The sequence below is a fragment of the Bacillus cereus group sp. BfR-BA-01441 genome (assembly GCF_022663075.1).
In the GTDB taxonomy this organism is placed as follows: Bacteria; Bacillota; Bacilli; order Bacillales; family Bacillaceae_G; genus Bacillus_A; species Bacillus_A cereus.
In genome coordinates this window covers 16,266-39,852 of sequence record NZ_JAKUEU010000048.1, presented here as the reverse complement: position 1 = coordinate 39,852, position 23,587 = coordinate 16,266, and the positions used below count along the sequence as shown (strand labels likewise).

The following is a 23,587-nucleotide window of genomic DNA, read 5'->3' as shown; positions in this document are numbered from 1 at the left end:
CTCAATATATAAAGCGTTCCATCCTTTATTTTCTAATCCTTTTTGCCATTTCGTTAATACTTTTTTCAATCCTACAACATCAAGGTCTTTCTTCTTCTCTGCATCCCATAAACTTAAATGTTCAAATTGGAATACCATATTGAACTTACCTTGCTCTTCTCCAACCCAAAGCTCAGCATCTTCAATCTTAACACCATTTGCTTCACCAACAGTCATAATATCGTACTTAGAGAATGTATTTTCTTTTAGCTCTTCTAATAAAGGTTGAATACCTTTCACATTCATATGTTTATCAAAAGATGGCACATATTTTAACCCTTTTGGATTTGGCATATCCTTGAGGCCTTCTTCTTTTTTAATATGACTGATTGCATCAACGCGGAAACCATCAATACCTTTATCAAGCCACCAATTAACCGTATCGTATAGTACTTCGCGAACTTCTTTATTCTCCCAGTTTAAATCTGGTTGTTTACGTGAGAATAAATGTAAATAATATTGTTCTGTTTCTTCATCATATTCCCATGCCGAACCATTAAAAATACTTTCCCAGTTGTTTGGCTCCGCACCATCTTTACCATCATGCCAAATATACCAATCACGCTTCGGATTATCTTTAGATGAACGTGATTCAATAAACCATGGATGTTCATCACTCGTATGATTAATAACTAAATCAATAATAAGCTTCATATCACGCTTATGAACTTCATCTAGTAAAGCATCAAAGTCTGCCATTGTACCAAACTCATCCATAATATCTTGATAATCACTAATATCATAACCATTATCATCATTAGGTGACTTATACATTGGACAAATCCAAATTACATCTATACCTAAATCTTTTAAATAATCCAGTTTTGCAATAATACCTTGTAAATCTCCAATACCATCACCATTTGAATCCATAAAGCTTCGTGGATAAATTTGATAAGCAACTGCTTCTTTCCACCATGTCTTATTCATAGTCCTTCTCTCCTTTTGCATCCCATCGGAATTTTATGCAAACGTTTTCGTAACACTATCATAACAAAATATGAACAGTTTGCAACTGTTTTCATTGAACTCTATGTAGATTCTTTATTCTTATCCTTTATTTATTTCTCACAAAGGTAAATCTCATTCTTCACCTCTCCTTGTCCACGCGTATTACAGACATTTTTCATATATTAATAAAAAACTCTGATTATTTTAGAAAGGAGTAATAAATTGAAGCAAACAAAATTAACAGGTCGTATCGTTGTTCCCACAGATCCTGACTACGACGTAGCCCGAATGAATTTAAATTTAAGTATTCCAAAACTCCCTTGTATTATTGTTTTTTGTCAAAATAACAAGGATGTCTGTAACGCCTTAAAATGGGCACGTGAACGTCATATACCATTTCGGTTAAGAAGTGGACGTCATAGCTATGAAAATTTTTCTCTTTTAAATAGAGGACTTATTATTGATGTGAGTGAAATGCATCGCATTACTGTTAATACAGAGAAATTAACAGCAACAATTGAGGCTGGTGCAAATCTTGGCACTGTTTATAAAGAACTTTGGAATTACGGTGTTACAATTCCTGCTGGTACAAGTGCAAGCGTTGGAGTTGTTGGATTAGCACTTGGCGGTGGTATTGGTATGCTTTCGCGCTTATTTGGATTAACATGTGATCAATTAATGGAAGTGGAAATGGTACAAGCGTGTGGAAAATTTGGTGCAAAACTCATTCGTGCAAATGAACAAGAAAACTCTAACCTTTTTTGGGCATGCCGTGGTGGCGGTGGTGGAAACTTCGGAATTGTCACTTCCTTAACTTTTCGAGTCCACCCGATAAAAAATGTATCAATTTTCTCAATTACATGGGAATGGGAAGACTTTATTGCTGCATTTCAAGCGTGGCAAAACTGGGCACCTTATATAGATGAACGTCTCACTTCATCGATCGAATTATTCGCCAAGCAACGAAATAAAATTGAAGCACAAGGCGAGTTTGTCGGTTCTCCCTCTGAACTCCATTCCCTATTATCCCCTCTTCTTGAAACTGGTAGCCCCTCTCTCTTTATAGAAGAAGTTCCTTATATAAAGGCTGTTGAATTTTTTAATGGAGGTAACATCCCTGAAAATTTTAAGCGCTCTGGTTCCTATGTCTATAAACCTATTCCCCTTAAAGGCATTCAAATCATGCAATACTTTCTTTCTCATGCACCAAATAAAGATGCTAGTATTTGGCATCAATCGCTCATAGGTGCTGTTGAAAATATTTCGCCGAATGAAACGGCTTATTTTCATCGTAAAGCAATTATTGCTCAAGAATACATTACCTCTTGGAAATGCGATGATGAAGAAAATCGAAATATACGCTGGGTTAAAGGTTTACGAGAAAGCTTAGATCCTTATACACTAGGTGACTATGTGAACTGGCCCGATATCGACATTAAAAATTGGCAAACTAGTTATTATGGCTCTAACTTTCACAGATTACGTAAAGTAAAAACCATGTATGATCCTTGTGATGTTTTTCATTTCCAACAAAGTATTCCTCCTTTTCATACGTGAAAAAGGGGATAACATAAAAAAATCATCCAATATACCGTTACCTCGCAGTATGTTGGATGATTCAAGTTGATTTTCTATATCGTTTCAAATTCTTGCTCCTACTCATAAACTTTTACTTACAGATTAATTGTATTTCGTATCATTTTCATGCAATGAATGTAATTTAATATTTGGTACTTTATCTTTTTCAATACCTCTATTATAAGAAACAGGAACTTGAAATTCAAATTGCTTTGTCTCATGTTTTTGTAAATAGACTGGTTTCGGTACTGGATAGCTTTTTGAATTCTCGTTTGCATTATCATATAAAACAACTTTTAATGCTTGTGAATGATTACGATAATTTTTTAAAGTAACAATGCACTTCGGTTGGATATTCTCTCCATTTTTCTCCATTCTACACTGGCTATCTTCTTTTTTATATTCTATTGCTTCTACCCCTGTTTTTCCTGCATAATACCATGTTTTATTCAATGTCTGGAGGATTGTATTTAAAATAAACGGCATCATTACAATCAAAATACTAGTACCTACTACTTTTATCTTATTCATTTTTCTAAATGTACTAGACTCCTTTTTTCCTAGCCATTTTAAAAATAATATAAATGCAATTACATGTAGTATGAAAGAAACAATCAATATATTTGAGAATTTATAATCCATATAAACATACGTATGTATCGGAATCTTATAGACATTGAATAGTTTTTCCCCAATTAATTCATTATCATTTGGAATTTTTAATAATAACAAAACCCCTATACTGTAACAAATAGCTACTAATCGATCATACTCAATACGAATCATTCTTTCTCCCCTTCACTTTGTATTTTATTATCGATTTTAGCTATTATTACCATACTATACAATCTTTTTATAGAGGATAACGTAAAAAAGTTCCTTATAAATATATAAAGAACCTTATTAATATACAATATGAATTAAAAAATCAATATACAATTTTCACATAGAGATTTCTTCAAAATATGTTGGATCATGTATTGTAATTTTTTTATCTAAAATTGTAACAATGCTATCATTTTTTAATTGTTTTAATACGCTGCTAACTGTCTCTCGAGATGTTCCAGATATTTTGGATATTTCAATTGTTGTAAGTGGACATGAAATTACAATCTTTTCTCCACTCTGTTCTCCTAAATCCTGCATTAAATAATTTAACGTTTGGATAACACGATCTTGTGCATTAGGAATTGTAATATTTTGCACTCGATTTTCGTTCAATTTTAATATAGATGATAATTGCTGAACAACGTACATCAATTGTGTTCTGCTGGACTTTACCATATCTTCAAAGATTACCGTTGGAATATAATATACCTCCACATCCGTCATTGCTTCTGCTGTATAGTTATATCCTCTGTCTGTAAACATACCACCATAAGGAAAAATAGAATACCGCTTTACATAGTCATCGTATAATAAGTTCCCATTTTGATTAACCCGCTCTAACTTTACAAAACCATCTAACATGAAGTAAATTCTTTCCCTTGAATCCCCTTCTAAAAATAAAAATTGACCTTTTTTATAAGTTCGCCAATAAACAAACTCTGTTAAGCCTTTCAATTTTTTTTCTGTTAAATGAGCAAATAATTCGAACTGCTTTAAGTCTTTCACTACGTTCCGTCTATTCATAAAATTCCCTCTCTCTTGCTGTATGTTGGAGCGAAAAATCAAGAAAGCGTATTCAATTTGAATTTTATCATAATTAACTTGTATATTCAGATTTCATCATGAAAACTTTATGAACAATGAGTACAAAAAATATTAATAAATAAAAAGAATGAAGTTATTAACCTCATTCTTTTTTTACTACTAAGTAGCGTACATAATAATTTAAACATACATGCATACATTCTGTTTTGAAATAATAGTACCGGCTTTTTCTTCTAGTGCTTCATATACTTTTTCTAAAGACGTAATAATCGTTTTTCTTTTTGGATTTGTATTAACAAAATTAATAGCAGCTTCGATTTTTGGAAGCATGCTTCCCGCAGCAAATTGTTGTTCTTCAATATATTCTTCTAATTGATTCACTGTGACATGCTCTAATTTTTTTTGATTCGGTTGATTATAATTTACATACACATAATCAACTGCAGTTAAAATAACGAGCGTATCGGCATCTACTAATTCTGCTAATTTCTGCGCAGCGAAATCTTTATCGATAACCGCTTCAGTTCCTTTTAACCCTTCTTCAGAATCAATTACTGGAATTCCACCTCCGCCCACAGCTATCACTATGTTTCCATCTTCGACCAAAGAATTAATCACTTTATGTTCATGAATACTTACAGGCTTCGGTGATGGAACAACACGTCTCCATCCTCTACCAGCATCTTCTTTAAACACTGCTTTTGTTTCATCCATTAATTTTCTGGCCTCTTCTTCTGTATAAAAAGGACCAATTGGTTTAGTTGGATTTTTAAATGCCTCATCTTTTTTATCCACAACAACACGTGTTATAACCGTTGCTACATCTTTGTTTATATTCCGTTTTTTCAATGCCTTTTCAATTGCATTTTCCATCCAATATCCAATCATCCCTTGGCTCATTGCCCCACAAGTATCTAATGGCATTGCAGGTGTCTTTTCCGTTTCTGCAGCTTTTTGCTGTAATAAAATATTCCCCACTTGTGGGCCATTTCCATGCGCAATTACTATATCCACATCATTTTCCATTATTTTCACAAGTTGTTCTGCCGTTTTTTCCAACGCTTCTTGCTGCGCTCCCGCAGTAGCTTCTCCAGACTGTATCGCATTTCCCCCTAGTGCAACTACAATTTTTCTTCGTGCCATATTCCAGCCCTCCAGTTGATTTCGCTTTCACAGCGCTTTATAAAGTAATACTGCCTGTAATTAATCCATAAATCGCAAAGAATGCTAAAGCACCAATTGCTACGGATGATGCTAATTCCACTCGAGTAAATATTTGCTTCGAACTCTTTTGCTTTTGAACATTGTAAAAAATAAAAATACCTGGCGCATATAAAGTCATTGTTAATAATAAATACTCTAAACCGGCTGCATAAACTAACCACACGCCATAAATACTTGCGATCAAGCCAATTATTATATTTTTATTTCGATCTGCTTCTTCAGACTTTAAGCTATGCTTCAGTTGATAAAATGCTGAAAAAGCATATGGGATTAAAATAGCTGAAGATGCTAAAGAGAATGCAAAGTTATACGCCTGATCAGAAACGACGAATGTTAACAAGAATATTTGTATTAAACCATTTGTTATCCATAATGAATTTACTGGAGCCTTATTTTTATTTTCTTTTGCGAACCATTTTGGAAATACTCCATCTTTAGCCGCTAAATATGGAATTTCAGAAGCGAGCAAAGTCCAACCTAACCAAGCACCTAATACAGAGATGACTAAACCTAAATTAATAAAGATAGCACCCCATTTTCCAACAACACTTTCAAACAAATAAGCCATAGCCGGATTTTTCAAACCTGCAATGTCTGCTTGCTGCATAAGTCCAAGAGACAATAATGTGATTAAAATGTAAATGATGAGTGTACCAATTAAGCCAATAACGGTTGCTTTCCCTACATCACTTCTATTTTTTGCTCGACTGGATAAAACAACAGCCCCTTCTACCCCAATAAATACCCATAAAGTTACAAGCATTGTACTTTTAACTTGGCTGCCAACTGCTCCCCATGAAAAAGAACCAGTTTGCCCCCAAAATCCATCTAAGAACGTATCAATATGAAACGCAAAGATTCCTATGACAATAAATACAAATACAGGTACTAATTTTGCGATTGTAGTTACTAAATTCACAAGGGCTGCTGATTGAACTCCACGTAAAATTAACATGTGAACACACCATAATAATACGCTTGCACCAATAATGGATTCTACATTTTGACCGCCTTCAAAGATCGGGAAGAAATATCCTAATGAAGAAAACAATAATGTACCGTAAGCTACATTCCCAAGCCAAGCAGATAGCCAGTATCCCCACGCACTATTAAACCCCATAAAATTACCAAACCCTGCTTTTGCATAGCTAAAAATACCACCATCTAAATCTGGCCGTTTTACAGTTAGATTTTGAAAAGATAATCCGAGTGCGATCATCCCAATTCCTGTTATAACCCAGCCAATAATAATGGCTCCAGCACCAGCACCTTTTGCCATATCACTCGCTAAATTAAAGGCTCCACCGCCAATCATAGACCCAACTACAAGAGCCGTTAGTGTAAACAACCCTAATTTCTTATCTTCACCCATTCCACTCACCTCTCTTTAATTGCAATAACAATACAAAAGCAATAGTGAATGATAGTGTCTAAAGGAGGAGAAAGAAGAAAGGAAGACTCCCTTTCTTCTTTACTCCATGTTTCCTAAAGTAGCTGCCATAACCGCTTTAATTGTATGCATTCTATTTTCAGCTTGATCAAATACTTTTGAATGTTTACTGCGGAATACTTCGTCAGTTACCTCCATTTCTTTCAACCCATATTTCTCATAAACTTCTTCGCCATACATCGTTTCAACATCATGAAATGCAGGTAAACAATGTAAGAAAATCACGTTTTCATTCCCTGTTGCTTTAATCATTTTCATATTTACTTGATAAGGTTTCAATAACTCGACACGTTCAGCAAATTTTTCTTCTTCCCCCATAGACACCCATACATCTGTATAAATTACATCTGCATTCGCAACAGCTTCTTCCACATTACTTGTTATCATTACTTGTTCATTATATTTTTTTGCTAAATCAATTACTTCTTGTGCAGGCCATAAAGATTCCGGTGTACAAATACGTACATCCATTCCAACGATTGCTCCACCAACTAGTAAGCTATTAGCAACATTATTTCGCCCATCGCCAACGTAAACGAGCTTCACATTTTTCAATTTCCCTATATGTTCTCTAATTGTTAATAAATCTGCTAGTGTTTGTGTTGGATGCCACATATCTGTTAATCCATTCCAAACTGGCACACCAGAATTTTGTGCTAAAGATTCTACAGTTTCATGATTAAATCCACGAAACTCAATTCCGTCAAACATACGCCCTAACACTTTTGCTGTATCCTCTACAGATTCTTTTTTCCCAAGTTGAATATCACCTTTCCCTAAATATTCAGGATTTGCCCCTAAATCTGTACATGCTACTGTAAATGCACAACGCGTACGAGTAGAAGTTTTTTCAAATAAGAGCGCTACATTTTTACCTTCTAAATAATGATGCGGGATACCATTTTTCTTTTTCTCTTTTAATTCTGCTGCCAAATCTAGAAAATATAACAATTCTTCTTGTGTAAAATCTTTTTCTGCTAGAAAGCTTCTTCCTTTTAAATTTGGTCTAGTCATTAACATAATTCATCCCTACTTTCTCCGTTATTTATACTAAATATCTTTACGAACAATTGGCATACTCATGCAACGTGGACCCCCACGACCACGAGATAATTCCGAACTTAGCACCTCAATCACTTCTATACCGTGTTCACGTAATAACGTATTAGATACATAGTTGCGATCATATGTAACAACTACACCTGGCGCAATTGCTAATGTGTTCGAGCCATCATTCCATTGTTCACGAGCAGAAGCAATTACATCTCCTCCTCCACATGGAATAAGAACTAATTCACTTAAGCCTAATACCTCTTTTAATGCTTCCATTAAAGAAGTACGATGTGTAATTTTAAGAGTTTCCTCATCTGATCCTTTTTCTAAAATATAAATATTCATATTCCCTTTTGGCCCTTGAATGGCTGGGTGAATTGTAAACTTGTCATAATCAACCATTGTAAATACTGTATCTAAATGCATAAATGCTCGACATTTTGGAATTTCTATTGCTAACACTTTCTTAATTTTATTTTGTCGGCTAAAGAGATTTTTAGCTAAACGTTCAATTGCTTTAGCTGAAGTACGAGCAGATACTCCAATCGCAATTGTTTCTTCATTTAAAATTAGCTCGTCGCCACCTTCAATCGGAAATTTATAATCACGATCTAACCAGATTGGTACATTATGTTTTGCAAATCTTGGATGATATTTAATGATGTACTCCATGAATAATGATTCACGTCTACGCGCTGGTTCTCTCATCTTATTTATCGTTAAGCCATCGCCCACGCTAGCTGCTGGATCACGAGTAAAATATAAATTAGGCATTGGATCTAAGTAAAACGGATAGTGATCTTCCATTAATTCATATAAATGTGTCTTCTTACTTGTTTCAATTTCGTTTTTCCGTACACCGCCCATAATTTTTTGAATTAATTCTTCATTTGAAAAGGAAAGTAAATATTCTTTTAAAGTTTGATGTGCAACATTTACGTCGGCCTGTCCTTCTTTTAAAATACGATCAACAAATTCTTCTCGAAGTTTTTTATCTACTAACGCCTCAGCGGCTAGTTTTTCTAAATAAAGAACTTCAACACCCCGATTGCGTAACGTTTGTGCAAAATAATCATGCTCTTTTTGAATAATTGGTAAGTATGGAATATCGTCAAATAATAATTGCTGCAAATAATCTGGCGTCAAGTTTTCCACTTCTTTACCCGGTCGTTTTAATAAAACCGTTTGTAATTCCCCAATTTCTGAAGTAACATGTATCGGATGTTTCATTTGTTGTACCTCCTTTTAAATATGTTTGATGTCTTACAAGTACATAATAAATGCTCTGTACTTTCATCTTTGTGAAAGCATCCACATTATCATTGTGAAATATTAAACAAGTTATTTTTTTAAAATCATACGAATATGTATTTTTATAACAAACTATCTTGCTTTCTCAATAAAAAATACATATATTACGCATATATGTTGAATATTTAACTTCCGTATTTAAACAAAAATCCTGTTTTTAATTTTATTAAAAACAGGATTTTTGCATCTAAATAATTAAATTTAATCTTTCTTCTATAATCTCCCTATCTGATTTCGACTGTGAAATTATAAGGCATGTATCATTTCCACATATACATCCTATTTTTTCTTTCCAATCTAACTCATCAAATAAAACACCAATAACATGTGCATTACCAGGTAATGTTTTAATAACCATTAATTGATCTACACAATCAATTTTTACAACAACTTCTCGTAATTTTTTCTTTAACTTTATATCAGTTTGTAAATGCTCTTCTGAGAAAACTTTATATATCATTAATCCTTCTTGAGAAGGTACCTTCGTTAAGTTTAACTCACGAATATCGCGAGAAACCGTAGCTTGTGTTACTAATACATCTTTTTTTGCTAACAATTCTACTAATCTTTCTTGCTTATCTATTTCATACTCCTTTACAAATTGTTTAATTAACCGTTGTCTTTTTTCTTTTTTCATAAAAGACACCCCTTTTAATATTATAGCTCGCTATAATTTTCATCCGAAAGGGACAGAAAAGAATGTTGCGGAAACGTTCATAGTTTAACTGTAAATATTAAATCAAGCTAAATAAAAAAGAGAAGAACAATATTCTGTTCTTCCTTTTACATTGAAAATCGTTCAATTGTTTGTTTCAAATCAGTTGCTTGCTTCTCTAAATCCTTTAATAATTGATCGATTACTATCATATTTTTAGATTGTTGTAGCGTCACACGTGCTACTTCTTGCGAACCAGCTGACGTTTCTTCAGCAATTGCTGCTACAGCTTTTGTTTGTGCTCCTGTTTGATGAATGTGGCTCACTTGTTCATTCATATAACTACTAATTTGCTGAGTTGCATCGGCTACTTCCATAACACTTGATGACATTTCTTTTAAAATTAATTCCGTAGCTTCCCCACGTTTCGCCTCTTCTTTAGCTATTTTCACTTGTTCTGTCATTTTCATTGCAACTTGTTGTACTTCATCTTGCATATTCCGTAATAACTGCGATATGTTTCTTGCAGAATGATCACTTTCATCAGCAAGTTTACGTACTTCTTCCGCAACAACCGCAAAGCCTCTTCCATGCTCTCCTGCGCGAGCTGCCTCAATAGAAGCATTTAGTGCTAATAAATTCGTTTGGCTAGCAATTGCACTCACAACAGACACAATATGTTCTACTTGTTTCATTCGTTCTTCTAACTTCTGTACATTTTGCATTGAATCTTCATTTTCTTTTGCCAATGTTTGAATACCTTGAATTAAAGACGTAAAGACACGAGTACTATGCCCTAAAGCTTCAACCATTTCTGAAGACAATGTATCAGACTGCTTCGCTTTTTCTTCTACTTCACTTGCAATAGAAGTCGTTGTATCAACAGCAGAAACAATTGCTTGAATTGATGCCGCTGATTGCTCAGCGCCTGAAGAAATCTCTGCAAGTGTCTCAGATACACCTTGCGCTTGTCTCGTTGCTTCGCCTGTTTGTTTTCTAATCTGCTGTACTTGATTATTTGTATACGAAAATGTTGTATCAATATTTTTTACCATGCCCCTTAAGTTTCCTAACATCATATTAAATGCAACACTTAAAGATTTAATTTCATCATCTGTCTTCGGTAATGGAACATCTTCACGAATATCACCCTCAGCTGCTTTTCTTGCCGCTTCCTCTAACTTGCGAAGCGGTTTAATTAAAAATACGGCTGCTCCATATGCTAAAATTCCAGACCATACTACCCCTAATAACATAACGATAATATTATATACAGTTTGACTTACATAACTTTGAAAATAATCGTATATCACGTAAATAAAAAATATACTTGTTGAATATGTAATGAAAGCTAAAACTGTAGTGAATAGCATAAGTTGTGTACGTAATCCAAAAGAAAATGTTTTTCTTTCTTTTTCCATCTTCCCTTTCCCCCTTTTTATAAGCAATATAAATACTACCTATATATTATTATCCATATTTTCATTATAGAAGGATATAGAGATTTTAAAAATCATTATTTCTTTGAATATCAAATTGCACGAAAAAAATAAAGGATTCTGACAATTTATGACTAATAACAGAAATACAGGGCAACATTTGTAAAATATATTTTTAACTGGGGGTTTTGTATGATTCAAGTTCGAAATCTAGTAAAATCATTCGGTTCACTTGATGTGTTAAAAGGAATTGATTTAGAAGTAAAAGAAAAAGAAGTTGTTGTTTTAATTGGTGCCAGTGGTTCTGGTAAAAGTACATTACTTCGCTGTCTTAACTTTTTAGAAATGTACGATGAAGGCGAAATTCACTTACAAGGTGAGCGAATTGATCCAAAGCATTCAAATTTAAATAAAGTCCGTGAAAATGTCGGTATGGTTTTTCAGCACTTTAACCTCTTTCCTCATATGACCTCACTAGAAAACATCATAGAAGCACCTATTCACGTAAAAAAATTAGAGAAAGCAAATGCACAGGATATTGGAAATCAACTTCTCCAAAAAGTCGGCCTTCAAGATAAAGCGGATGTAACTCCTCATCTTCTTTCAGGTGGTCAAAAACAGCGCATTGCCATTGCACGAGCTCTTGCAATGAGCCCTAAGATTATGCTATTTGATGAGCCTACCTCAGCTTTAGACCCTGAACTTGTTGGAGAAGTATTGCAAGTTATGAAAGAACTTGCTGAAGAAGGGATGACAATGGTTATTGTTACTCATGAAATGAATTTCGCAAAAGATGTAGCTGATCGCGTCATCTTTATGGACGATGGAAAGATTGTAGAAGATGCTCCGCCAGTACAATTCTTTTCAGCTCCATCACATGAACGGGCAAAACAATTTTTACGCAACGTTTTATAATGTAACTTTTGTTTCAAACGAAAAGGAATACATTCATACGGTGCACAACTAATCATCCAAATAAAATATTTCAATAACATACTAAAAAACTATCCGTATGATCAATATATAGGAGGGGTTTTATGAAAAGAAAACTATTAACCATTGTTGCGAGCATTACACTATGTACATCCTTCATACTAGGAGCTTGTAGCAAAGAAAGCTCTACTACTTCATCAAATAGTGAAAAAGAATTTCGCTATGCGATGAGTGGATTATACAAACCTTTTAACTATAAAGAAAATGACGGCAAACTTGTCGGCTTTGATGTAGAAATCGGTGAAGCTCTTGCTAAAAAGATGAACATGAAGGCTACGCCCGTTACAAACCCATGGGAAACGCTGATTCAAGGTCTTCAAGCGAAGAAATATGATGTAATACTGGGTAGTATGGCAATTACAGAGGAGCGCTTAAAAGCTGTTAGTTTCTCAAATCCGTACTATCGCTCTGGCGCCCAAATTTTTGTGGCTAAAAAAAATACCGCTATCTCTTCTCCAGAAGATTTAAAAGGTAAGAAAATTGGTGTTGTAAAAGCTAGTACCTTTAAAAATCTTGTTGCAAAATATACAGATCAAATCACAGAATATGACAGCGATATTACTGCTCTTATGGACTTAGAGCCTGGGCGTGTTGACGCAGTAATTACGGATCAAATGGTTGGTCTACGTATGATAAAAGAAGGAAAATCGAAGATAAAAGAAGCCGGAAAACCATTAAATCTTGATGAAATGGGAATTGCTATTCGCAAAGATGATAAAGAAATGGTTGAGAAAGTAAATAAAGCGTTAGATGAAATCATTAAAGATGGTACGTATGAAAAGATCAGTAAAAAATGGTTCGGGCGTAATATTCTCGGTGAAGAGGAAAAAACGAAGTAAGTTAGCCATTCAAAAGATTTATAAACAATGCCCCACTGATTAAATGTTCATTTTATGTGGGGCATTTCATTCTCTACTAAAATCTATACAATATGAGGTGAAACGCATGTTTGAAATTTTTATCTCTTCCTATCCCACACTCTTAAAGGCTACTATTGTCACATTACAATTAACATTAACTTCCCTAGTACTCGGTTCATTAATTGGATTATTATTCGCTTTCTTTCGAATCTCTAACAATAAAGTTTTAAATAGTATCGCTCATGTCTACATTGCTATTATTCGTGGTACACCTTTAATTGTTCAAATTGCCATTCTCTATTTTGGAATTACATCCGTTGTTGTTTTCACCCCTTTTTGGGCAGGTGCAATCGCTTTAGCAATTCATAACGGAGCATATATTACGGAAATTTTCCGTGGATCTATTCAATCCGTTGACCGGGGACAATTAGAAGCAGCTCGCTCTTTAGGCATGCCTTATCCTTTAGCTATGCGACGAATTATATTACCACAAGCATTTCGTCTGTCTCTTCCTCCTCTAGGAAACCAATTTATTATCGGATTAAAAGATTCTTCACTTGTTGCTTATGTAGGAATGTCTGAATTATGGGGTTCAGGTTTATCAATTGCAGCAGGTAATTTCCAACAATTAGATACTTACATAATCGTTGGTGCATACTATCTCATACTTGTTCTTCTATTTACTTATTTTGTTAATCTTTTAGAAAAACGACTACAACGAAAAGAAACTAACTCCGTCCAAGTCCATAAAAGGAACAAAAAGGAAGTTTCTTTATAAGAAAAAGCAAGCCTGAGATGGCTTGCTTTTTCATTGCAAAAATATATTAATTTTTACTGATTTACTTTTTTAATACTCTTTTCTTCTTCTATATGTTCCTCACGATATGAAATATTATGAGGATCTAGTCCATTTCCTAAAGAACCATAGAAATGCTCTCTATGCGGATCCACTAATTCACTTCCTTGATAATACACACGTGGTGTATTCCATAGCGCTGCCAAAGCTTTTGTCATCGGCATCTCATGATAGCGTTCCGGCCACATTTCTTTAATCTTCTCTTTTACTAACGGATAGTATTTAGAACTCATAGCGGGAAACAGATGATGTTCTGTATGATATGAGAAATTGAAATGTAAAACGTCTACCCAGCGCGGCACTGTTACTGACAAACAGTTTGCTAACGGATCATTTACTGGAACAATTGGATTTAAGCGGTGATTTGTTGCGATATATGCCATTACAATAAAGTTAGCAATTAACAACGGAATGACATATGCAAATAACCATTTTCCAGGTCCCATAATAAACAATAAACTAATCCAAACTGTCCAAGGCAAAAGAAGTTGAAGCCATACAGATTTTTGATTGGATGACTTGAACTCTTTTATAAAATGAAAGAACATTCGAGTCGAATGCAATGTAAATTGAATTGTTAGTGACAGAAAACTAAAGAATGAACGTACATGTAAAGGCATACGATATACCCAACTCAAAAACTTACTCTTCTTAAGTTTCTCAAGTGTCGGCCATGCATCTGGATCATTCTCTTCATGCTGTGTATGAACATGATGCGTTGCATTATGCCACTTTCTCCAAAGCTTTGGCCCTGTTGATAATGGCATAAATGCAATCGCGCCTAAGAAGTCACGAAGCCATGCCTTTCTTACAACAGTTCCATGTAAAATTTCATGCCCTAAAAATCCTAGTGAAGCAAAACATAATCCAAGAACAATCGCAATTCCTAGATTCGCCCACACATTCAATTCAAATACACCAATCGATATTAACCCCGCCAATGCCACAAGCAAATAAGCCAGTCCACCAAATAAACGAGTAGGCACTGGTTTAAATGCTTTTTTCGGCAAATGTGGTGATACACGTGCTGCATACCACCCAAACGTATGAAGCTCCTTCATCCTTTTGCTCCTTTCTTATGCCGCGCCTTGCGCAACTTACATATATCAATTCTTGCTTCCAGATTGATTTTACTAGATGATCCAAAAAGCATCTATTATAAGGAAAATATACTCACTCTATCGTCACTTATTTTTCGCTTTTATTATCAATGAAAAACATTTCTCTTTTTACTCTCTATCAACCTTTCCACATGATGAATCATAACAATAGAATTTCTATATTGTCAACACCTTTTATGACCTAGTAATAAAAGGTGGTTATATTTTTATAATCATACTTTATTTCACTAAAGAAAATGTATAGATTCCATAAGGATTTACCCACTATATATAGACATTTTCTTAAACGCCATAGACTCTATCTCATTCAATAACTCCCTATGTAATCAACAAACAGAATCACTTGAATTTAGTTTTATATAAATCCTACTACATCATAATGCCCCACCTAATTAATTATATTAAAATAATTTATAACCTCTTTTAATAAAAATAGACTACTTCTAAAACAACACACATGAATTTCATATAATATGGAAATATTAAAAGGGAAATTGTTCTAAAATCAGGAGGTTTCCGCAATGACAAGTGATACATTTCCACAACTGCCGCTATCTTATTGGATTGAATCTACTCAGTTTCCTACTTTCCCTCGTTTATCCGAAAATATAAAGACGAAAGTTGCTATTATCGGTGCTGGTATTACAGGTATTACTACTGCCTATTTACTTGCAAAAGAAGGCATCGATGTTGTTTTAATTGATTCTGGTCGTATTTTAAATGGAACGACTGGGCATACAACAGCGAAAGTAACAGCACAACATGATCTTATTTATGATGAATTAATAAATCATTTCGGTGTAGAAAAGGCCCTGCTTTACTATGAATCAAATAATCAGGCTCTACAATTCATAAATAAAACTGTTCAAACATATAAAATCGACTGTAATTTCTCAAATGAAGATTCATATTTATATACAACTACTGATAACGGATTAAGAAATTTATCGAAAGAATATGAAGCTTATCAAAAATTAAATATACCTTGTGACTATGTTCAATCTCTATCGATTCCTATTCCAGTACAATCTGCGCTTGTAATGAAAAATCAAGCACAATTCCATCCCCTTCTTTATTTAAAAACACTTTTAGAAAAGTTTGTGGAGATGGGCGGAAAGGTCTACGAACAAACAACAGCTATGGATGTGGAAAAGGGCGATTATTCACAAATAATTACAAAAGAGGGCCATCATATCACTTGTGAATATGTCGTCTCTTGTTCACATTTTCCTTTTTATGATGCGAATAGCTTTTTCTTTACGCGAATGTACGCAGAACGCTCCTACGCTCTTGCAATAAAAGCAAAAACGGAGTATCCAGGTGGCATGTATTTAAGTATTGATGATCCAAAGCGCTCCTTACGCTATATAACAAACAATGGAGAAAAATTAATTTTGATTGGCGGAGAGAGTCATAAAACAGGTCAGGGAATAAATACGATGCTTCATTATGAAGCACTCTATTCTTTTGCTGAAGCCACTTTTGGAATAGATGAAGTTCCTTATAGATGGTCAGCACAAGATTTAATTACTCTAGATAAGCTTCCTTATATCGGACATATTAACGAAAGAAATCCAAATATATTTGTTGCAACTGGATATCGCAAATGGGGAATGACAACTGGAACTGCTGCCGCTCACCTACTGAAGGACTCCATCCTAAAAGTTCACAGTCCCTATAAAGAACTGTATGCACCATCACGCTTCCATGCAAATCCAGATATAAAAACGTTCCTCTCCCAAAACATTGATGTTGCGAAACATTTAATTGCAGGAAAGATTGAAACCGCATTACGTAAGCCAGAAGATCTCGAAGTTGGTGAAGGATCTGTCGTACATGTTAACGGTAAACGAGCAGGTGCTTATAAGGACAAAGAAGGAAAATTACATATCGTCGATACAACTTGTACACATCTCGGCTGTGAAGTTGAATGGAATAATGGTGATTGTACTTGGGATTGCCCTTGCCATGGTTCTCGTTTTTCAATTGAGGGAGACGTTCTTGAAGGCCCAGCAGACCAACCGTTAAAACGAGTTGATAATGAGTAAACAAATAAAGAAGTTCAACAAAATTACTGTTGAACTTCTTTATTTGTTATAAACCCTTTTCAGATAAAATTCGACACAAGGAGGAAAATATTAACATTAAATAAAATAATATATTCATCTACAAATTAAAAGGGGTGAATATTATGCAACCTTCAGCTCCACCTCATCTAGAATCTACAGAAACTATCTTTCCAAGCTCTATTACAAAACTTGTTGTTTTTATTTGTTGGCTAGCCATTTTAGCTGATGGATATGATTTAGGTATTTACGGTGCCGTTCTACCAAAGCTCCTAGAAGACAAAAGCTGGGCGCTATCACCAGCGCATGCTGGTACAATTGCAAGCTATGCTTTATTTGGGATGTTTATTGGAGCTATTCTAGTTGGAACGATTACAGATCTAATTGGGCGTAAATGGACGCTTATATGCTGTTTAGCACTTTTTTCTATCACAATGGGTTTAGCGGCTATCGCTCCTTCTCCTGAGTTATTTGGATTATCTCGATTTATAGGAGGAATCGGATTAGGCGGTGTTATCCCAACAGCTTCAGCACTTACTGTTGAATATTCACCAAAAAAAAGGCAATCTTTTATTTATGCTCTTATGTTTACTGGCTATCCTTTAGGTATCGTGTTAGGTGCTATTTTGTCCATGCTTATGTTAGAAGATTTCGGATGGAGAATTATGTTTGGTATCGGAATGATTCCACTACTCCTCATTCCTTTCATTATTCGCTATTTACCCGAGTCCATTCAATTTTTATTATCACGTAATCGCCAAGAAGAAGTGAACCAAATTCTTAATCGTTTTCAAATTGAATTTCATGTAAAAGATAAAACTCATCAAGACCCATCTACTATACGAAAGAAAAATGGATTTTTTACTTTATTCTCAAAAGAATACATAAAAGCAACGCTACTTTTTTGGATCACTTATATAATGGGAATGTTTTTAATATATGGTTTAAACACTTGGTTACCACAGATGATGCGCCAGGCAGGATATCCTCTTGGGTCTAGTCTGTCATTTCTACTTATGCTAAATATTACCGCAGCTATCGGCGCATTATTCGCTGGAGCAATTGCTGATCGTATAGGAGCAAAAATTGTTATTAGCATCTCTTATCTTATGGCAGCCATATGTATCGGACTATTAACAATCAAACCATCTGTTACAATCATTTATCTTTTAATTGGCCTTGCTGGTATTGGATCAGTCGGTATTACTCAAATATTAAATGCATATGTAACACAATACTTCCCATCACATATCCGAGCTACCTCCTTAGGCTGGGGACTGGGGCTTGGCCGAGTTGGTGCAATTGCTGGCCCAATTCTCGTCGGTATTATTATGACAATGCAATATGACTTAGCATGGAATTTTTACTTATTCTCCTTTGCAGGTTTTATCGCAGCTATATCTGTTTTCTTCATTCCTACAAAATAAAAAGAGCACAAACTTACTTGTGCTCTTTTTCATATGCTTCAAACAACATATCTCGAAACAATGTATTTAAACTCTCAATATCGATTCCTGATCCCTTTTCAATTCCTTTTACATATTGCTGATAGTAATGAATTTGTTCTTCTAAAAATTGATTTAGCACCTTAATTTTCAATCCAACATCTAATTCAGTACCTGCTTTTTTCTTTATTAACAACTTTTCAATTTCATCTAATACGCTACGTTCTAATGATAATTCTGTAATTAATCGGTCAAATTCTACAGGAGGTAAAGTCGTTTTCTCTTCTAGCCACTTACAAGCTAAAATGGGGCGTAATACATAAAAGTACTTTTTCAGCTTTACATTCTCACCTTGCAAAAATTCACGATAATTTTTCGACGCCATATGTAAATAATGATATATCGTTGCTTTTGGATCAAAATTCTTCTCACTCATCTGTTGAAGTAGTTCTGGAAAATTAGAGTTTTTCGAATAAAAAATTGGTGATCGAATCCACTCAAGTAAAGCAGGATTCGACTTCGCGAATAGTTGCAACGCCTTTTTAATATCCCAACCACTTATATCTAAATCATCACTAATTGGATATTCAATTACATCTCGTTTGTCATGAATTGATAAATACCATTCTACCGGATGTATATAAACAAACCTAACATCATAATCGCTATCTTTCGATGGAAACCCCCAAGCACGACTCCCTGATTCCACCGCAAATAAAATTTTTACATCATTCTCTTTTTCAATTCTTTCTAACTCCAACTCGATTTTCTCTCTCATTTCATAACATCTCCATTTTTTGATTATTTCCTTGGAAATTCGACAATACACTATTAATTTTACTACATACTAAAAAAACTGTCAGAAATTACTGACAGCCTAATGAAACGTCTATTGTTGCTGTTCAATTACAGTAGCAGCAATTCGTTCAAACTCTTTTTGAATCTCCTCTTTATATGCATCTACTATTGAAAAATCCATAGCAGCAATATAAATTCGTTCTAATTTATCACGAACCGATTTTGCTTTCGCTAAGAAAGACATCGCCTCATTCATTTTTGCTTTATATTGAATGGAGACATCACGAATTTCCTTCGCATATTTCTCATCCGTCCCTGGCGTAACAATAAGGGCATACATATCAATAATTTCATCACCCTCGCGACTTGGAAAATATTCATGTGGTGCGGTGCTATCAAAAATTGCAAATCCTAATTCTCTTACGATAACCATATCAAGACTATTCGGGTCAAATCCGCAATGATATACTTCAACTTCAAACCCTTTTTCTTCAGCTGCCTTAGCTAACTTTTTGAGCATCGTTGATTTTCCAGAGCCTGGGCGCCCTTTTATGAAATAACGATGTGGTAACCCTTCTGTTAAATTAGGAACAAAATCAACTGCTCCTTTCGGTGTAGCAGCTCCTAAAAAACGATGTTTTACAAGCGATTGTCTCCCGCTTTTATCTGCAAATAATTTCTGGATTAGCTGATTGGTTAGTTCATTTGCTTTATTAAAATCTATATTATCAATATATATCTTCTCCCACTCATCATGTATAACCAATGCCTCTTTAAAACGTGCGTAAGCAGACTGAAAAGCTTTGCTTGCTTCTGAAACAAATCTTTCAATTTCTAACTTCTGCTTTCTTAGTTTATCTGAGTCCCAAGCAATTCCTAAATTTATATACTCTTCAACAACTCCTGGCATTTTTGGCTCAATAACATGCGGCGATGTCCCATCAACAATTCCTACTTTTAATTTTGGGATAATTACACCATCAACCGATTTATTATCAGAAGAACAATGTAAAAATTCAATATCATATCCTTTTTCAATCCATTCACGACCTATTGCCTTTATTAAAGAAGATTTTCCCGTTCCTGGGCCACCCTTTAAGATAAATAATCTGTCTAATCCTTTTAAATTCTCTTCGTATAAATTGTGAAATCCCCTAGCTGTATTACCACCAGCATAATAATTTAATACATTTCCTGTCACTGCACTCACTCCTTCGCAGCATTCTATTTACATAAGCTACAATATGCGAGCAGCTTTATTTGGGTGAATACCTATTTTGTATTGCACGCAAAAAGGAAATGAATTACAATTTAACTATCGGAAAATTCCGATTTTAAAAACTGAATACTTCTTTATCAAGAGAGGCAGAGGGACCGGCCCTTTGAAGCCCAGCAACCTCAGTTTATACAAACTGAATAGGTGCTAATTCCTGCAAAATGCAATGCATTTTGGAAGATAAAACTCAACTAGCATGTAAAGCTCATCTTTCTTGATACTGAAGGATGAGCTTTTTATTATTTGAAAAACATATATTGGAGGTATGTAAAATGAAAGTAATTGATTTATCACAAACATTTGAAAATAATATGTCTCAATTTCCTGGAACACCTAAAATACAACTAGAAGCTGTTACAAGTGTTGAAGAATCAGGATATCAAGTTACAGATTTTCATTCTGTCGTTCATGTTGGCACGCATTGTGATGCTCCTGCGCATTTTATTTCAGGCGCAACGACCATCGATCAATTACCGCTGGATCAATTTGTAGGTGAAGCTGTTCTTATAGATGTAACACATATTCAAGAGCGAAAATTACCTAAGACAGTATTGCATAATACTGACATAAAAGAAGGTGATATTGTTATTTTTCATTCTAATCTATCCACAAAATGGAATACAGAAGCTTATGAGAAGGAAGCATTTTATCTTTCTGAAGAATTAGCTAAAGAACTAGTGCGATTAAAAGTAAAATCTATCGGTTTAGATTTCATTTCTCCTGATGAAGTCACAACAGAAACATCACCGATTCATCACATATTACTAGGGAATGATATTTACTTAATTGAAAACTTAACAAATCTAGATGCTATCGAAGAAAAACGTTTCTTTTTCTCAGCAGCACCTTTAAAAATTAAAAATAGTGACGGTGCTTTCGCAAGAGCATTTGCTGTTATTTTTTAAACATAGCCTATAAAAAAAGCAAAGGCCACTACTGGTCTTTGCTTCTATATTTTCTATTTAAATTAAGAAAGAATTGTTCCACACGAGGACGCACCCAAGCTAAACAATCTATCTCTTTCTTCTTTGTGCAAGCTATCTCTTCTCCATCTACCATTTCAACAAGTTCTAGTTCTAACAGTTGCCTCGTGAATGCTAACATATTCACTTCTTCGGATGGATACTCTTCTTTTAATTTCTCCTCAATTTCCCCCAATAAAAAACCGTCACGCATCATTGCCAATGCATCAATCCAAAGTGGCGGCATTTCATATTTTTCTCCTGTAATTGTATCTTTTACAATATAATTCTTTTGCTCTTTTCGAAATTGAATCGTGTGTAAACATACAGTCGAATTTAATGTTAATTCCATCATACCACCTCTTTCATAATATCTGCATAGAAAAAAGGATGCGTGTGCACCCCTTCTTATCTTTTCATAACACTACTGAACCGCTACATGAGCAATCAATCTCATGTCGATATTTTCCTCCATTATAAACGAAGTATTTTATAAAAAAAACCCTTCTTGAAACATTTTATAAAATGTTTATATTTACACAACAAGAACACTTTTCTGAAAAATCTTTTCTCCCAATACATTAAAAGGTCGGCAAAAAAATTTCTACTTTCGTTCCTACTCCTACACTACTTTGGATCGTGATACTCCCTTGATGTTCCTTAATAATTTTATATGTAATCATTAATCCAAGTCCTGTACCAGTCTCCTTTGTTGTGTAAAACGCCTTGCCAATTTTTTCTAACTTCTCATTCTCTATACCAAATCCTTGGTCTTCAACAGAAATACACAAATGTCCTTGCGTTTTTTGATATGCACGGATATGAATTACTCCACCCTCTGGCATTGATTCTATTCCATTTTTAATGATATTTAATAACACTTGTTTTAATTGCTTATCATCACCGTTTATAGCCGGTAAATTCCCATCTACTTGTAAATGACATTTAACTCTATATTGCGTTGCATAACTCTCCATTAGATGCACAACATATAGAAGGATGTCTCGTATATTACACCTTTCATAATTTGTTGGCTTTGGTTTTCCTAACAACATCAATTCACTAACAAATCCATTGACTCTTTCAATTTCTTGTAGCATAATGTCGTAGCTCATCGTATCAGTTGGATTTCTTTCTTTTTGCATTTGCGTAAACCCTTTTAACGCTGTTAACGGATTTCGAATTTCATGAGCAATTGTTGTAGACATAGTCCCAATCACAGCTAAATTTTCCGTCTCTTTCATATTGTTCATCATTTCAACCACTGTTCTTACATAAGATTGAAATCGTTTTAATAAAGAATGTGAAATAATGAAATAAAATACACATAAAACAAGTGGAATTATCACTTTTAAATCTTGTAATAGCAATGTGAAAAATACGTACTTTCCAATTACACTAAAGGACACTAAATAAAAGTATTTTCTATTCACGAAAACTGGAGCAAATAAAATTAATAACATTTCTACCATACTACCATGTTCAAAAGGTCTATCCGTTCGCAAATAAATCATTAAATTATTCACAAGATTGATAAACATGTACCCAAATAAAAATAAATATTTTACAGAATATACATACCCTCTTTTTTGAAGATATATAGAAATAGGAAATAATGCTATTACAAATATAGGCACACCTATCCCAAGACTACCTTCTGGCCAACCTACCGCTGTTCCACTAATATTCATAGCAGGATATACAAAATAATATATAGCGTCATATAAAAAGAATATAATATAAAATAATAATATAAATACCTTTAAGGCTCTTCTTTCTTCATAAATCAAGCTCTTGTATTTATTCATATAAAAACTCCCCTTGATCGATACAAAAAACTTTCATTGTTATCTCCTT

Annotated in this window: 20 protein-coding genes, 2 pseudogenes and 1 riboswitch; of the genes and pseudogenes, 7 read left to right on the top strand and 15 right to left on the bottom strand. The window is 34.2% G+C overall.

What is annotated here, in order from left to right; all coding sequences use genetic code 11:
* Positions 1-969, bottom strand: a 969-nt coding sequence (locus MR107_RS19160; RefSeq protein ID WP_242292608.1) for an alpha-glucosidase, incomplete at its 3' end; no start/stop codon positions are given.
* 243 nt (positions 970-1,212) lie between these two features.
* Between MR107_RS19160 and MR107_RS19155 the strand changes: the two genes are divergently transcribed.
* Positions 1,213-2,547 carry an FAD-binding oxidoreductase gene (locus MR107_RS19155; protein WP_242292607.1) on the top strand — a complete coding sequence of 445 codons (1,335 nt, stop codon included), beginning with the start codon at positions 1,213-1,215 and terminating at the stop codon, positions 2,545-2,547.
* A gap of 123 nt (positions 2,548-2,670) precedes the next feature.
* Here the strand turns inward: MR107_RS19155 and MR107_RS19150 are convergent, their stop codons facing one another.
* From MR107_RS19150 to MR107_RS32020, 9 genes and pseudogenes are all read right to left on the bottom strand, one after another.
* The gene (locus tag MR107_RS19150; protein WP_025687825.1) at positions 2,671-3,354 is read right to left on the bottom strand and encodes a hypothetical protein; all 684 of its coding nucleotides are present in this window, start codon (positions 3,352-3,354) and stop codon (positions 2,671-2,673) included.
* Positions 3,355-3,510: 156 nt separating this feature from the next.
* Complete coding sequence (locus tag MR107_RS19145) at positions 3,511-4,200, bottom strand: Crp/Fnr family transcriptional regulator (RefSeq protein ID WP_001081905.1); 690 nt, start codon at positions 4,198-4,200, stop codon at positions 3,511-3,513.
* A gap of 201 nt (positions 4,201-4,401) precedes the next feature.
* The gene (gene arcC / locus MR107_RS19140) at positions 4,402-5,364 is read right to left on the bottom strand and encodes a carbamate kinase (protein ID WP_000113951.1); all 963 of its coding nucleotides are present in this window, start codon (positions 5,362-5,364) and stop codon (positions 4,402-4,404) included.
* A 37-nt stretch (positions 5,365-5,401) separates the two neighbouring features.
* Entirely contained in the window at positions 5,402-6,817 is a 1,416-nt protein-coding gene (arcD, locus tag MR107_RS19135; protein WP_000503412.1) for an arginine-ornithine antiporter, read from the bottom strand.
* 99 nt (positions 6,818-6,916) lie between these two features.
* Positions 6,917-7,915, bottom strand: coding sequence for an ornithine carbamoyltransferase (gene argF / locus MR107_RS19130; protein WP_000930289.1), 999 nt, complete (start codon positions 7,913-7,915; stop codon positions 6,917-6,919).
* Between the two features lie 30 nt (positions 7,916-7,945).
* Positions 7,946-9,178 (bottom strand): arginine deiminase, encoded by a 1,233-nt coding sequence (gene arcA, locus MR107_RS19125; protein ID WP_000682331.1) that lies wholly within the window; start codon positions 9,176-9,178, stop codon positions 7,946-7,948.
* A 268-nt stretch (positions 9,179-9,446) separates the two neighbouring features.
* Positions 9,447-9,896, bottom strand: coding sequence for an arginine repressor (argR, locus tag MR107_RS19120; protein WP_000711826.1), 450 nt, complete (start codon positions 9,894-9,896; stop codon positions 9,447-9,449).
* 146 nt (positions 9,897-10,042) lie between these two features.
* Positions 10,043-10,615, bottom strand: a pseudogene (locus MR107_RS32025) (methyl-accepting chemotaxis protein); the annotation flags it as partial.
* A gap of 369 nt (positions 10,616-10,984) precedes the next feature.
* A pseudogene (locus MR107_RS32020) lies at positions 10,985-11,170 on the bottom strand (HAMP domain-containing protein); the annotation flags it as partial.
* 375 nt (positions 11,171-11,545) lie between these two features.
* Here MR107_RS32020 and MR107_RS19110 point away from each other — a divergent pair.
* From MR107_RS19110 to MR107_RS19100, 3 genes are all read left to right on the top strand, one after another.
* A complete protein-coding gene (locus MR107_RS19110; RefSeq protein ID WP_000616927.1) occupies positions 11,546-12,268 on the top strand; it encodes an amino acid ABC transporter ATP-binding protein in 723 nt (240 codons plus the stop codon).
* A gap of 122 nt (positions 12,269-12,390) precedes the next feature.
* On the top strand, positions 12,391-13,185 hold the full coding sequence (locus MR107_RS19105) for an ABC transporter substrate-binding protein (protein WP_000823765.1): 795 nt from the start codon (positions 12,391-12,393) through the stop codon (positions 13,183-13,185).
* A 43-nt stretch (positions 13,186-13,228) separates the two neighbouring features.
* Positions 13,229-13,984: an amino acid ABC transporter permease gene (locus MR107_RS19100; protein ID WP_002025246.1), complete on the top strand. Its 756-nt coding sequence runs from the start codon at positions 13,229-13,231 to the stop codon at positions 13,982-13,984.
* A 53-nt stretch (positions 13,985-14,037) separates the two neighbouring features.
* On the opposite strand, the gene desB is transcribed toward MR107_RS19100, so the two are convergent.
* Complete coding sequence (gene desB, locus MR107_RS19095; RefSeq protein WP_000661226.1) at positions 14,038-15,123, bottom strand: Delta(10) desaturase DesB; 1,086 nt, start codon at positions 15,121-15,123, stop codon at positions 14,038-14,040.
* 581 nt (positions 15,124-15,704) lie between these two features.
* Here desB and MR107_RS19090 point away from each other — a divergent pair.
* Positions 15,705-17,231: an FAD-dependent oxidoreductase gene (locus MR107_RS19090; RefSeq protein ID WP_000199980.1), complete on the top strand. Its 1,527-nt coding sequence runs from the start codon at positions 15,705-15,707 to the stop codon at positions 17,229-17,231.
* 143 nt (positions 17,232-17,374) lie between these two features.
* Positions 17,375-18,676, top strand: coding sequence for an MFS transporter (locus MR107_RS19085; protein WP_063245432.1), 1,302 nt, complete (start codon positions 17,375-17,377; stop codon positions 18,674-18,676).
* A gap of 13 nt (positions 18,677-18,689) precedes the next feature.
* Here MR107_RS19085 and MR107_RS19080 read toward each other — a convergent pair whose 3' ends face one another.
* The gene (locus tag MR107_RS19080; RefSeq protein WP_001208237.1) at positions 18,690-19,472 is read right to left on the bottom strand and encodes a nucleotidyltransferase domain-containing protein; all 783 of its coding nucleotides are present in this window, start codon (positions 19,470-19,472) and stop codon (positions 18,690-18,692) included.
* Between the two features lie 111 nt (positions 19,473-19,583).
* A complete protein-coding gene (locus tag MR107_RS19075; protein WP_017657398.1) occupies positions 19,584-20,693 on the bottom strand; it encodes a PRK06851 family protein in 1,110 nt (369 codons plus the stop codon).
* 149 nt (positions 20,694-20,842) lie between these two features.
* A riboswitch (SAM riboswitch) is annotated at positions 20,843-20,955 on the top strand.
* Between the two features lie 85 nt (positions 20,956-21,040).
* Between MR107_RS19075 and MR107_RS19070 the strand changes: the two genes are divergently transcribed.
* A complete protein-coding gene (locus tag MR107_RS19070; RefSeq protein ID WP_000862981.1) occupies positions 21,041-21,673 on the top strand; it encodes a cyclase family protein in 633 nt (210 codons plus the stop codon).
* 28 nt (positions 21,674-21,701) lie between these two features.
* Here MR107_RS19070 and MR107_RS19065 read toward each other — a convergent pair whose 3' ends face one another.
* Both MR107_RS19065 and MR107_RS19060 read right to left on the bottom strand, forming a co-directional pair.
* Entirely contained in the window at positions 21,702-22,082 is a 381-nt protein-coding gene (locus MR107_RS19065) for a hypothetical protein (RefSeq protein ID WP_000424116.1), read from the bottom strand.
* 229 nt (positions 22,083-22,311) lie between these two features.
* The gene (locus tag MR107_RS19060; RefSeq protein ID WP_242292606.1) at positions 22,312-23,538 is read right to left on the bottom strand and encodes an ATP-binding protein; all 1,227 of its coding nucleotides are present in this window, start codon (positions 23,536-23,538) and stop codon (positions 22,312-22,314) included.
* Positions 23,539-23,587 lie beyond the last annotated feature (49 nt).

Coding starts and splice junctions, on each gene's coding strand:
- MR107_RS19080 (WP_001208237.1), bottom strand. CDS start 19,472: ATGAGAGAGAAAATCGAGTTGGAGTTAGAAAGAATTGAAAAAGAGAAT.
- arcC (WP_000113951.1), bottom strand. CDS start 5,364: ATGGCACGAAGAAAAATTGTAGTTGCACTAGGGGGAAATGCGATACAG.
- MR107_RS19110 (WP_000616927.1), top strand. CDS start 11,546: ATGATTCAAGTTCGAAATCTAGTAAAATCATTCGGTTCACTTGATGTG.
- MR107_RS19085 (WP_063245432.1), top strand. CDS start 17,375: ATGCAACCTTCAGCTCCACCTCATCTAGAATCTACAGAAACTATCTTT.
- MR107_RS19100 (WP_002025246.1), top strand. CDS start 13,229: ATGTTCATTTTATGTGGGGCATTTCATTCTCTACTAAAATCTATACAA.
- desB (WP_000661226.1), bottom strand. CDS start 15,123: ATGAAGGAGCTTCATACGTTTGGGTGGTATGCAGCACGTGTATCACCA.
- MR107_RS19090 (WP_000199980.1), top strand. CDS start 15,705: ATGACAAGTGATACATTTCCACAACTGCCGCTATCTTATTGGATTGAA.
- MR107_RS19145 (WP_001081905.1), bottom strand. CDS start 4,200: ATGAATAGACGGAACGTAGTGAAAGACTTAAAGCAGTTCGAATTATTT.
- arcD (WP_000503412.1), bottom strand. CDS start 6,817: ATGGGTGAAGATAAGAAATTAGGGTTGTTTACACTAACGGCTCTTGTA.
- MR107_RS19070 (WP_000862981.1), top strand. CDS start 21,041: ATGAAAGTAATTGATTTATCACAAACATTTGAAAATAATATGTCTCAA.
- MR107_RS19150 (WP_025687825.1), bottom strand. CDS start 3,354: ATGATTCGTATTGAGTATGATCGATTAGTAGCTATTTGTTACAGTATA.
- MR107_RS19105 (WP_000823765.1), top strand. CDS start 12,391: ATGAAAAGAAAACTATTAACCATTGTTGCGAGCATTACACTATGTACA.
- arcA (WP_000682331.1), bottom strand. CDS start 9,178: ATGAAACATCCGATACATGTTACTTCAGAAATTGGGGAATTACAAACG.
- argR (WP_000711826.1), bottom strand. CDS start 9,896: ATGAAAAAAGAAAAAAGACAACGGTTAATTAAACAATTTGTAAAGGAG.
- argF (WP_000930289.1), bottom strand. CDS start 7,915: ATGTTAATGACTAGACCAAATTTAAAAGGAAGAAGCTTTCTAGCAGAA.
- MR107_RS19060 (WP_242292606.1), bottom strand. CDS start 23,538: ATGAATAAATACAAGAGCTTGATTTATGAAGAAAGAAGAGCCTTAAAG.
- MR107_RS19065 (WP_000424116.1), bottom strand. CDS start 22,082: ATGGAATTAACATTAAATTCGACTGTATGTTTACACACGATTCAATTT.